The 11,590-nt window shown below is 56.5% G+C and carries 13 protein-coding genes; 9 read left to right on the top strand and 4 right to left on the bottom strand.

All coding sequences use genetic code 11. The features are described 5' to 3' along the window. Positions 1 to 21: 21 nt before the first annotated feature. A complete protein-coding gene (locus tag NUH87_RS19890; RefSeq protein WP_338522398.1) occupies positions 22 to 1,086 on the bottom strand; it encodes an SEC-C metal-binding domain-containing protein in 1,065 nt (354 codons plus the stop codon). 138 nt (positions 1,087 to 1,224) lie between these two features. Between NUH87_RS19890 and hxsA2 the strand changes: the two genes are divergently transcribed. The 5 genes from hxsA2 (at position 1,225) to NUH87_RS19865 (ending at position 4,769) form a co-directional block, all read left to right on the top strand. Then, positions 1,225 to 1,521: a His-Xaa-Ser repeat protein HxsA2 gene (hxsA2, locus tag NUH87_RS19885; protein ID WP_338522397.1), complete on the top strand. Its 297-nt coding sequence runs from the start codon at positions 1,225 to 1,227 to the stop codon at positions 1,519 to 1,521. After that, positions 1,521 to 1,817, top strand: a complete 297-nt coding sequence (hxsD, locus tag NUH87_RS19880) for a His-Xaa-Ser system protein HxsD (protein WP_338522395.1) — start codon at positions 1,521 to 1,523, stop codon at positions 1,815 to 1,817. Before hxsA2 ends, hxsD begins: the two co-directional genes overlap by 1 nt. A gap of 1 nt (position 1,818) precedes the next feature. Then, the gene (gene hxsB, locus NUH87_RS19875) at positions 1,819 to 3,276 is read left to right on the top strand and encodes a His-Xaa-Ser system radical SAM maturase HxsB (protein WP_338522394.1); all 1,458 of its coding nucleotides are present in this window, start codon (positions 1,819 to 1,821) and stop codon (positions 3,274 to 3,276) included. Beyond that, positions 3,270 to 4,442, top strand: coding sequence for a His-Xaa-Ser system radical SAM maturase HxsC (gene hxsC, locus NUH87_RS19870; protein WP_338522392.1), 1,173 nt, complete (start codon positions 3,270 to 3,272; stop codon positions 4,440 to 4,442). Before hxsB ends, hxsC begins: the two co-directional genes overlap by 7 nt. 120 nt (positions 4,443 to 4,562) lie before the next feature. Further along, positions 4,563 to 4,769: a hypothetical protein gene (locus tag NUH87_RS19865; RefSeq protein ID WP_338522391.1), complete on the top strand. Its 207-nt coding sequence runs from the start codon at positions 4,563 to 4,565 to the stop codon at positions 4,767 to 4,769. Positions 4,770 to 5,174: 405 nt separating this feature from the next. On the opposite strand, the gene NUH87_RS19860 is transcribed toward NUH87_RS19865, so the two are convergent. Next, positions 5,175 to 5,960, bottom strand: coding sequence for a CHAD domain-containing protein (locus NUH87_RS19860; protein ID WP_338522390.1), 786 nt, complete (start codon positions 5,958 to 5,960; stop codon positions 5,175 to 5,177). 324 nt (positions 5,961 to 6,284) lie between these two features. Here NUH87_RS19860 and NUH87_RS19855 point away from each other — a divergent pair, with 324 nt between their 5' ends. Next, complete coding sequence (locus NUH87_RS19855; protein ID WP_338522389.1) at positions 6,285 to 6,551, top strand: hypothetical protein; 267 nt, start codon at positions 6,285 to 6,287, stop codon at positions 6,549 to 6,551. 638 nt (positions 6,552 to 7,189) lie between these two features. On the opposite strand, the gene NUH87_RS19850 is transcribed toward NUH87_RS19855, so the two are convergent. Together NUH87_RS19850 and NUH87_RS19845 are read right to left on the bottom strand one after the other, a co-directional pair. After that, positions 7,190 to 7,495, bottom strand: coding sequence for an XRE family transcriptional regulator (locus NUH87_RS19850; RefSeq protein WP_338522387.1), 306 nt, complete (start codon positions 7,493 to 7,495; stop codon positions 7,190 to 7,192). After that, complete coding sequence (locus tag NUH87_RS19845; protein ID WP_338522385.1) at positions 7,488 to 7,901, bottom strand: type II toxin-antitoxin system RelE/ParE family toxin; 414 nt, start codon at positions 7,899 to 7,901, stop codon at positions 7,488 to 7,490. The genes NUH87_RS19850 and NUH87_RS19845 overlap by 8 nt, the downstream gene beginning before the upstream one ends. Positions 7,902 to 8,188: 287 nt before the next feature. Between NUH87_RS19845 and NUH87_RS19840 the strand changes: the two genes are divergently transcribed. The 3 genes from NUH87_RS19840 (at position 8,189) to NUH87_RS19830 (ending at position 11,490) form a co-directional block, all read left to right on the top strand. After that, positions 8,189 to 8,650, top strand: coding sequence for an Lrp/AsnC family transcriptional regulator (locus NUH87_RS19840; protein WP_338522384.1), 462 nt, complete (start codon positions 8,189 to 8,191; stop codon positions 8,648 to 8,650). 349 nt (positions 8,651 to 8,999) lie between these two features. Further along, positions 9,000 to 10,682, top strand: a complete 1,683-nt coding sequence (locus tag NUH87_RS19835) for a flavin monoamine oxidase family protein (RefSeq protein WP_040071296.1) — start codon at positions 9,000 to 9,002, stop codon at positions 10,680 to 10,682. A 13-nt stretch (positions 10,683 to 10,695) separates the two neighbouring features. After that, a complete protein-coding gene (locus NUH87_RS19830; protein WP_338522383.1) occupies positions 10,696 to 11,490 on the top strand; it encodes a carbon-nitrogen hydrolase family protein in 795 nt (264 codons plus the stop codon). Positions 11,491 to 11,590 lie beyond the last annotated feature (100 nt).

Below are 11,590 nucleotides of genomic sequence, written 5' to 3'. Positions count from 1 at the left end.
GACAGTCCGAACCCCAAAAATTTATGGAAAATATTCCTCGACAGCCTCATAAGTGAGGGAGATTTCAACTTTCTCACCTCTCTTAATTTCATTAGATATGAAATCAATCTGACTATAGCCAGGAGCACCATATTTACTCACAAACTCATCAGACACCATAACTGGTGCAACAGCAAATCCTCTGTTACCAGGCACAGCATCGGTGGGAATAATAACCTGATACTGAAAACATCCAAAACCCAGAACCAAAATATGCCTATAACACTCACCTGCATATTCAGGAACAACCTCATACAAGGTACACCAGAGTTTGTCTGGGTCGCGAGGCCCAGGAATTTTCCATTCCACGACTGGAAGATCACCGGTAAAATAATATTCGCGATCCTTTCTCAGCAGCCATTTTTTTAAATTTTCAAGATTCTCAAGCTTTCTTTCTGGCATCACCGCCAATGCGATTTTTACAAACATTTTATATACATCAATCGGATAATAAGACTGACGAACCAAGCTATACGTCAATAACTTCCTCTCTTTATCCACATGCAAATCAAACCCATCTGGATCTAGATAAATCGAAAGATTCCTCTCAGCGTCCGCACTAACTTTAAGGTCATTTGATTTGTATTTCGGTATGCCTCTACCTCTAATTCTTGAAAAAACAAGATGGGGTTGTGCATATTTTGAAAAGCTATCTTCAAGATACTTTCCAAAGTGGGAATTGCACTCATCGCATTCATTGCAATCAAATATGACCTTATTTCCTATAAACATAGGCAAGGCATGAGATTCATTTTTAAAACTCGTTTCAACCTCGGTTCTACCACAATATCTACACTCCCTCTTGGAATGTGAACCTAAATGTACCGGCTCATCTCTTGGAGACCTTATGAAATAATGAGAAATAACAGAGTACCGCTTTGAAAAAAAATCCTTTCGAGCCAAATTCCCTTGAGTAAAATTCTCAGCGCGCGTTCTCATAAATACCTCAACCCCAAAGATTAAAGCACAGCACTTTTTATATTTTACCCCAGAACCACATGGGCACGTTTCATTACGCCCAGTCGATTTTATCGAGGCAACCAGCACCAAACCGTTCCGCTAGCGACACACACGCCCTACTCGTCATTTCGTCTGCTACGTCGGCCGGCGAATGGACAGGCCACTGGATAGCTACTATTTTGATAGCACAGTATCCGCAGAGTTTTCCTGAACAAGGACGTCATCATGAAAAAGCGCGCGTTTCTCATGCCCCTGGCCACTCTGGCCGCTGTATTTTCGACGAACCAGGCCTCAGCCACGGTGGAAGCACCCACTGCCCCGCTGGAAAAAGCTGACGCCGGCCAGCATGTGCACCAACTGACCAGCCACGCTGATCAGGAATCCGTGCAGGTCAAGGCCGGAGGCAACCAGTTCCAGTTCCTCCTCCAGCGCGGCGAGAACGGCCAACTGATGGCCTACCATAGCTCCCACTCTTCGCATTCCTCGCATTCGTCCCACCGCTCGCACTATTCCGGCTCCTGATGAACCGGACGGTCGAGTTGGTCTATGACCGGCGCCTGTACGACCCGCAGGCTATTCAAAAAGCGGCGTACATCGGCCTGTCAGCCTTCACACTGGATCTCCGGATCGAGGGTGAGCAGTTGCACTGCACTCTCCTGTGCAACCTGACGAGCTCGGCCGAGGCTTTCGAGCAGGCGATCGAAGAGTTCCGCAAGGACGTCCTGGATTACCAACTGCGGCTCAAGCTAAAAGCGGAAACTGAGCCGGTGCGTAACCTGATCCTGGGCATTGCGTTTTCCAATACCGGATTGGGTTGATGTGAATAAATTCCAACCGCTGGATGCGTACCGCACCCAGACCCCATACGAGCTGTTGCCCTTCAAGTTCGACCGGTTCAATGCAGCCGAATACCTGCTGACTAACCTGGTCGGCGAGTACCTGCTACTCCCAACTGAGGACTTGCCCCGGCTGATCGACAAGTCCCTGGACGACCGCCACCCGCTATACGCCAACCTGCGGTCCAAGCATTTTATCCGCCACACGGATGAACAGGCGCCACTGGAGCTGCTCGCACTCAAGGTCCGTACCCGCTACGCCCGGCTAGCCGGTTTCACCAACCTGCACATCTTCGTGGTCACCCTGCGCTGCGACCACAGCTGTCCATACTGCCAGGTGTCACGGCAGATGGAGAGCGAGGGCGCCTTCGACATGACCCCGGTGATGGCGGACAAGGCCTTGGACTTTGTCTTCCGTTCGCCTAATCCGGCAATCAAGATCGAATTCCAGGGGGGTGAATCGCTGCTCAATTTCGAGTTGATCCGCTACGTGGTTGAACAAGCCAAGCGACGCAACCAACTGGAGCGGCGCGACTTGCAATTCGTCATTGCCACTACGCTGTCGCTGCTCACCGATGACATGCTTCAGTTCTGCAAGGCGAATGACATCTTCCTGTCCTCATCGCTGGATGGCCCGCAGGCACTGCACAACACCAACCGCCCTCGGCCAGGAAAGGACAGCCACCAGCGCTTCGAGGCGGGGCTCCACCGCGCCCGTGCAGTGCTCGGCTACGACCGCATTTCAGCGCTGATGACCACCACTGACAAGAGCCTCGACCAAGTCAAGGCGATCATCGACGAGTACCTGCGCCTGGGCTTCAACGGCATCTTTCTGCGCACACTTTCCCCCTACGGGTTTGCCATTAAAACCAAGAAGTACAGAGGCTATGGCACCGAGCGCTGGCTGACCTTCTACAAAGAAGGCCTGGACTACATCCTGGAACTGAATAAGGCTGGCATCCCCTTCGTCGAGCATTATGCAGCCCTAATCCTGAAGAAAATGCTGACCAGCGACGACCCAGGCTATGTCGACCTGATGAGCCCAGCCGGAGCCGGAATCGCAGCCATCGTGTTCAACTACGATGGGGCGGTGTACGCGTCCGACGAGAGCCGGATGCTGGCAGAGATGCAGGATCACAGCTTCCGTCTGGGTAATCTGCTGACCGAGAGCTACGAGGAGATCATCCTTTCCGATCCGCTGCTCAACGCCCTGGAGGACTCCTTCACCCTAAGTGCTCCTATGTGCTCGGACTGCGCCTATGAGCCCTTCTGTGGCGCCGACCCGGTGTTCCATCACGCCACCAGCGGCAACGTGCTCGGGCGCAAACCCGAATCGGCGTTCTGCCAGCGCAACATGAGCATCTTCAAGCACCTGATCGACCTGATGCGCCGCGATCCAGCGGCACGACAGATTTTCATGGAGTGGGTCAACCCATGCTGAAGCTCGGTGGCACACTCATTCCCGTCCAGCCCGTCGAGGAGACGGTGACACCCCTGCTGCTGAAACTAAGCACGCACCCACAGTTGCCCGAGGTACTCCGGCGAGAACGTGCTTACTTGGTCGGTCATGACAGCATCCCACCCAGCTACCGCCATTACCTCATCCCCGAAGCCCTAGCGTCGCGAGCCGCCGAGCTGGAGCTCGGTGCCTCATTCAACCTCTTGCCGGAGGAGTACCACTACCTCGGGCATGACGACATCGTGCGCCTATCGGCCGACCGGCAGAAGATCCGGGTACTGTTTCGCGCGCGCTCGCCGCATAACAGCCTGTTGATGACTGAGCAGTGCAACCACTACTGTCTGATGTGTTCTCAACCGCCCAAACGGGCCGACGACAGCTGGCTGCTTGATGAGATCGAAGCCCTAATTCCGCTGATCCCGAAGGACACCCAGGAAATCGGCTTCACCGGGGGCGAGCCGACCCTCAACCGCGTGCGGTTCTTGCATATCCTTGGGATGACACAAGCCTACCTGCCGCGCACCGCCGTGCATGTACTGTCCAACGGCCGCAGCTTTGCCGACCCGTCGTTCGCCACCGAGTATGCACGCCTTGGCCATCACGACCTGATGGTAGGAATACCGCTGTATTCCGACGACCCGGCCCGACATGACTACATCGTCCAGGCCCAGGGGGCCTTTGACGAAACCGTGCGAGGCATCCTCAACCTCAAGCGCCTGGGCCAGAAGGTAGAGGTACGCGTTGTCCTCCACCAGCAGTCGATCCCCCGCCTCCCCCAGCTCTGCGAGTTCATCGCCCGCAACCTGTTGTTCGTGGATCATGTCGCGCTGATGGGCCTGGAGATGATGGGTTTTACCCGCGCCAACCTGCATGCCTTGTGGATTGATCCAGCTGACTACCGCGACGTGCTGAGTGAAGCGGTGGCGATCCTCGCGCGCTACCGGTTAAACGTCTCGGTCTATAACCACCAGCTCTGCCTGGTCAACGACGACATACGGCCCTACTACCGAAAGTCGATCAGCGACTGGAAGAACGAGTACGCCCCGGAATGCCAAGCCTGTGCGCGCCGGGCTGAATGCGGGGGGTTCTTCGCTTCCGGCGTTCAGCATGGCTACAGCAAACAACTGCGACCATTCCGGGCTGAATAAACGTCTCAATGGCTCAAAGGGCCGGTGATCTGGTGGGGTAACCTGTCTGGACGATTTAAGGCGTGCAGGCATGCACGCCCTGACGCTGCTAGGCTTGCTTTTACCCTTGAGGATATCGCCATGCCAGCTGACTCCCCACTGCCTGACATTCTCGAAAAACTGCACGAAAACCAGCTCGCACTGACCGACGCCATCGAGTCGATAGGAATGTGGATAGACCAGAGAGGATCCACTGGCGTTTCCAGTCATGTTCTTGGAGCCATCGCCACGCTCGACTTGAACGCCGACACCATCAGAAAGGGAATCGAATCACTGAAGAAATCATAAGAAGAAAACGATCAAAGCCAGTGACAGGTTCTGCTTGAGACGCGATAGACAGACCTCGTAAAGGTATGAACACTTCAATCCGAGCTCGGCATTGGCCCATCCAACTCACGAAAGGGTTCCAATGGTGCTGATCAGTATTCAAGACGCGGACACCAACGCTGGCTGGCTTGTCGTGATGAACGCTTGGCACGTCAGATTTCGTAGCTACGCGGAGGCCGAAGCCTTTGTGAAAAGACTGAAAGATCGCATCAATGCACCGCATCCGTTACCTATCAGCATCAACAGACCGATAGCGAAGTCATCTTGAGGAATGATCTCAGCCCCTCAACAAATACGTCATCATTTTGTAACCCATCGACAGCAATATTCACCTTATGCAACGTGTGCTCTTTTTCCTGCTGCCATCTAAGGCAGCTTTTTTTTGCCTGATCGTTTTGGCAGTCGCTGCGCCAGTTCTACCAATTGAATGTCGGCTTTCTCCAGGGCGGTGGTCGCGGAAGACAACCAGGTCTGCTCCAGCGGCTGCAGGTCGGTTTCGACCAAAGCCTTTTGACACCACTGATAGTGGTCATGCCAGGAGCCCAATGCTGATTGCAGCTCCTTGAGTGATAGTGCGGCATCCCTCGACAAGGGAGATAGCTCGGGGAATGCTTCGGTCAGATAACGGGTTCGTTTGACCAGTATCCTCAATTGGTGCCGATCAAACTGAACGTCATCCACGGCAGCCTGTAATCGATCGATCTGTTTTCTCAGCGCTTTCTGGATTTGAGGCTGAATATGCTTCAGCTCGCCATTGACCTCAGCCAAACGAAAGCCCGACGGCCAATCATCCAGTTGAATCAGTAGGTTTTTGAAGGCCGAGCCTTTAACGATGTCGTCATAGCTGGAGCCCAATCGAGACAGTCTGGGTTTCACCAGCTTCGCGAATCCTCTCTCCTCAAGCTCTTGAATCATCACCTCCAGGTCACGGGTCGGTGTCGTCTGCCTTCCAAACTCTGCCGCAGCCTCGCTCAAAGCGACAACTTCATTCATTGACCGAAATGGCCTCAACAAGCTCCTAATACGTCTGACGGCTACCCTCAGATCGTGCAACGCTTCGCTGTCGGTACGGCACGCCAAGCGAGCATGCGCGTGATACACCGCGACCTGAAGGGTCAAGATCTCAACCACGAACGTGTCTACAAATGACATTTCGCGACTTCTCATTGAGAGGTTATACGATGAGGTTAGCAGAGGCCTGAAGCCCTACCCGCACCTGCACATGGATCAAAATGTGCTTTCCGGTTAGATTGCATCTCTTCAAATTCAGCGCTCTACCCACAGGAACAACACATCCAGAGCGCCTTGCACTGCCGGCAAGGGAGGTGGCCACAACGAGTGCTCACGAGTAGCCTACAATCAGATTTCAGTTTTATGTCAGCAGGTGACCGGTCACTTCGCTCCGTGCCCTGATCAATTTCAAGATCACCTGATCTCAAATGGAATCGTGACGTTACCACCCCCAAGGATGTAGCTATGCATTCAACGCTAGACGTAGTTCGCGCTCAAATGCAGGCGGCTGAGCCGGTATTGAAGCAGCTTGACGTGGAATTAGAGGCCATCAGCTTTGATCCATCTGTCTCTTCGAGCGTCGACGCAGCCACCGAGAGGGTCACTGCAATCATTGATACGCTTCTGGTGGGATTTAAGGCCAATCCGATACTCGGTCCGCTGGCCGACCAACTAAAATCTCAATATCTCGACGCGATTCAACACCAGGTTGCTTCAGCTCAGGTAGGGTGAAATGACAGCCCCGCCCCGCCGTTGTGGGAGACCTGCTTGGTTTTAAAGAAATGCCATTAATCTGATATAGCCCGCCGGCCTTTTCACCCCTCCCCTCTAACATACTCACGACCCGACCAAGATCCGTACCCAGTCAGGAAATTCCGTGCGCCCCAGAAAAATCTCGGAGGAAAGCACTTTTCCCCCTCCCGCCGACGGGGTTCGTGTCAATTTTTTGTGCAAATCTGATGCTCACCCAGGCGAGCGCCCAAACCAAGCCGCCCTTGCGGGCGGCTCGTCTGATGACGGTTTCACGAAATGAAAAACTCAGCAGGAACGTGCAAAACGGCTGCGTTTTTCCGTCCAACGTCCGTCCAATCTAGCTGTGCTCATGTGCAGCATATAAGTACAACCGATTCGCTGAGCTCCCGTTTTTGCTGGCTTTCCCCAACAGACGCAGGACACTCATTCGGGCTCATAATCCTTTGGTCCACGGTTCAAGTCCGTGTGGGCCCACCACCTCTGAAAGCCGCGCAGTGCGCGGCTTTGTCGTTTCTGGCACTCTGAAACTCCATGCCAAGAAGCTGAGCGCGGGAAAACGACAAGGCCCGGTAGCAAACCGGGCCTTGAACGTTACCGATGCGGCGCTACTGCCGAATTCAACCGGCAAAGTTCTCGATCTTGACCTGCCCCTCGGGAAAGGTCGCGATGATCTCCAATTCACCGCCCATGGCACGGATGTAATTGCGCAATGTGCTGATGTACATGTCCGTGCGCCGCTCCATCTTGGAGACCGCGGCTTGATTGATGTGCAACGTCTTCGCCAGGGTTTCCTGACTTAACTGTTGTGCCTGGCGAAGTTCATACAACGGCATTTCAGCACGCAATTGTTGATAGATGGCATCGACACGCCCACGGGATTCGGGCGAGCGCTGTGCCACCAAATCGGCGAATTTCTTAGCCATTGTCAAAACCCTCTTTTCTCAAGATATCCAGATGCTCGTCGTACAAACGCTCTGCCTTGGGGATATTTTCTTCGTACCAGCGGTCCTGACCAGTCTTGTCACCCCCCAATAGCAAAATGGCACAACGGCGCGGATCAAACACATACAACACACGATAAGGCTTGCCCCCATGCTGTATTCGCAGCTCGCGTAAATGCCCATAACGTGAGCCTTTGATATGACTGCTGTGCGGAAAACCAAGATGTGGGCCGAAGTCCCCCAGCAACATGACCGTCGCCTCGACAGAGTCTTGCTCGGATTCGATTTGACGATCCCACCAACACTCAAATTCGTCGGTGTATTCAATTTCCCAGTTCGCGCTCAAAGTATGCCACCCAAGGAATATAACCCCAAGGGAATTTTCCATGGTTCGAGATCCGAGACAATAGAAGCAAACAATGAGAAACAATAAGGCCAGAGCCGAGATCTATCTTGACGTCTTCGCCCCGCCGCTCGCTGTACGACGTGGCTCCGTCTGATCTCTGCATCGCCTATTCACTGGGCTATCTAAATAATCGGCTCATTCTGTGAGCCGAATAGCTCATTTATTCGGCTCACACCCCAGCTGTGCACTGCCTGAACGCATGCTTCGAATCCCCTCCATGCATTCGAGTCTGTAACATGTGAGGTCTTCCCCCTCACCGGAGCCCGACCTTGTCCGACACCCGCCCTCCCGTTCTCGACGAAATCGACCGTCAGTTGATTTCAGCCCTGCAGATCAATGCCCGCGAAAGCGTGGCGATGCTGGCGCGGCAGTTGGGGATCGCGCGGACCACGGTCACCTCGCGGCTGGCACGCCTGGAAAAGGCCAAGATCATCACCGGCTATGGCGTGCGTCTGGGTCAGCGAGTGGTCGACGGCGGCTTGCAGGCCTATGTAGGGATCACGGTCCAGCCGCGCTCGGGTAAGGATGTGGTGCGGCGCCTCAGCGCCATGGCGCAGATCCAGCAACTCTGCGCCGTGAGCGGCGAGTTCGATTACGTGGCCTGGCTACGCAGCGATTCGCCGGAACAGCTGGACCAGCTGCTCGACCAGATCGGCAGTGTCGAAGGCGTGGAGAAAACCACCACCTCGATCATTCTCAGCAGCAAGGTGGACCGAGGTCAGCCGGTTTAGACCGACTGAACGCGGTTCCTGTAGGAGCAAGCTTGCTCGCGATCAGCCGGCAGGCTGAGATTTTGATGGTGCCGCGCAGATCGTCATCGCCAGCAAGCCGGCTCCCACAGATGTTGAGCTTGCGCCGAAGCTTTCAGCGATCTTGAGGGCCTCATCGCTGGCAAGCCAGCTCCTACAAGATTTCGTCGATTCGAAAAATTGTGTCGTCACAAAGCATCAATATCAATCAAAACGACGACACTCTGCGTCTTATTAACGTACTCCACGCTCCCTACAATGGCGTCAGTCTTTTCCTATCTATACTCCAGCCGGACACACCGCCCGGCCCGAGTCGCCAGTAAGGTCTGCCATGAACAAGAACAATCGCCACCCTGCCGACGGTAAAAAACCCATCACCATCTTCGGCCCGGACTTCCCTTTCGCCTTCGACGACTGGATCGAGCACCCGGCCGGACTGGGCAGCATCCCGGCGGAAAACCACGGCGCCGAGGTAGCGATTGTCGGCGCCGGGATCGCCGGGCTGGTGGCCGCTTACGAACTGATGAAGCTGGGCCTCAAGCCGGTCGTCTACGAAGCCTCGAAAATGGGCGGGCGCCTGCGCTCCCAGTCCTTCGAAGGCGCCGAAGGCATCATCGCCGAGTTGGGCGGCATGCGTTTCCCGGTCTCTTCCACGGCGTTCTACCACTACGTCGACAAGCTCGGCCTTGAGACCAAACCCTTCCCCAACCCGCTGACCCCGGCGTCCGGCAGCACCGTGATCGATCTCGAAGGCGAAACCTACTACGCCGAGAAACTCGCCGACCTGCCCGCCCTGTTCCAGGAAGTGGCCGACGCCTGGGCCGATGCCCTGGAAGACGGCGCACGCTTCGGCGATATCCAGCAGGCCATTCGCGACCGCGATGTGCCACGCCTGAAAGAACTGTGGAACACCCTGGTCCCGCTGTGGGATGACCGCACCTTCTACGACTTCGTCGCCACCTCCAAAGCCTTCGCCAAGCTGTCGTTCCAGCACCGCGAAGTGTTCGGCCAGGTCGGTTTCGGCACCGGCGGCTGGGATTCGGACTTCCCCAACTCGATGCTGGAAATCTTCCGCGTGGTGATGACCAACTGCGACGACCACCAACACCTGGTGGTCGGCGGTGTGGAGCAAGTGCCGCTGGGGATCTGGCGCCATGTACCGGAGCGCTGCGCCCATTGGCCGGCCGGCACCAGCCTCAGCAGCCTGCACCACGGTGCCCCGCGCACCGGCGTCAAGCGTATTGCCCGTGCCGCCGACGGCCAGTTCGCGGTCACCGACAACTGGGGCGATACCCGTCACTACGCCGCCGTCCTGACCACCTGCCAGAGCTGGCTGCTGACCACCCAGATCGAGTGCGAGGAATCGCTGTTCTCGCAGAAGATGTGGATGGCCCTGGACCGCACGCGCTACATGCAGTCCTCGAAGACCTTCGTCATGGTCGACCGCCCATTCTGGAAGGACAAGGACCCGGAGACCGGTCGCGACCTGATGAGCATGACCCTCACCGATCGCCTGACCCGCGGGACCTACCTGTTCGACAACGGCGACGACAAGCCCGGGGTGATTTGCCTGTCGTACTCGTGGATGAGCGACGCCCTGAAAATGCTTCCGCAGCCCATCGACAAGCGGGTGAAACTGGCCCTGGACGCGCTGAAGAAGATCTACCCGAAAGTGGATATCGCCGCGCGCATCATCGGCGATCCGATCACCGTGTCCTGGGAAGCCGACCCGCATTTCCTCGGGGCCTTCAAAGGCGCCCTGCCCGGCCACTACCGCTACAACCAGCGGATGTACGCGCACTTCATGCAGGCCGGCATGCCCGCCGAACAACGCGGCATCTTCATTGCCGGTGACGATGTGTCCTGGACACCGGCCTGGGTCGAAGGCGCGGTCCAGACCTCGCTGAACGCCGTGTGGGGCATCATGAACCACTTCGGTGGCCGCACCCACGCCGAGAACCCGGGACCGGGCGATGTCTTCAATGACATCGGTCCGATTGCCCTGGCCGACTAAAAGGAACGCGCTCGTGCAGATCGCCCTTTACCAATGCCCGCCGCAACCGCTGGATGTCGCAGGCAACCTGCAACGCTTGCAGCGCCTGACCGTCGAGGCCCGGGGGGCGGACGTGCTGGTGCTCCCGGAGATGTTCCTGACCGGCTACAATATCGGTGCCGAAGCGGTCGGCACCCTGGCCGAAGCCCGCGACGGCGCCAGTGCACAGCGGATTGCCGCCCTCGCCCGGGCGGCGAACATGGCCATCGTGTACGGTTACCCGGAGCGTGATGAAGACGGTCGGATCTACAACGCCGTGCAGTTGATCGACGCCCACGGCCGGAGCCTGTGCAACTACCGCAAGACTCACCTCTACGGCGACCTGGATCATTCGATGTTCAGTGCCGGGCCCGATCACTTTCCGGTGGTGGAACTGGGCGGCTGGAAATTCGGGCTGCTGATCTGCTACGACGTCGAGTTCCCGGAAAACACCCGGCGCCTGGCCCTGAGTGGGGCCGAGGTGATCCTGGTGCCCACCGCCAACATGGTGCCGTTCGACTTCGTCGCCGATGTTACCATTCGCGCCCGGGCCTTCGAGAATCAGTGTTTTGTGGCGTACGCCAACTACTGCGGCCATGAGGGTGATATCCAGTACTGCGGCCAGAGCAGCATTGCCGCGCCGGACGGCAGCCGCCTGGCCCGAGCCGGCCTGGATGAAACCCTGATCGTGGCCACCCTGGACCGCTCGCTGATGCAAACCTCACGGGCCAGCAACCGCTACCTGCTGGACCGCCGTCCGGCGCTCTACACGGACCTGAGCCGGGACTGAGCGGGCGTTATCCGCTAAAATGGGCGTTCCTCTTTCAAGGAAACGCCCATGTCCCTGCCGACCGCTCCCGACTCCGAAGGTCCAGCGTCCTCGAACGAAT

Origin of the sequence: Pseudomonas batumici (genome assembly GCF_036585405.1) — a bacterium.
Lineage (GTDB): Bacteria > Pseudomonadota > Gammaproteobacteria > Pseudomonadales > Pseudomonadaceae > Aquipseudomonas > Aquipseudomonas batumici.
The sequence above is the reverse complement of the archived record's forward strand: the minus strand, read 5'-3'. Positions and strand labels throughout refer to the sequence as shown.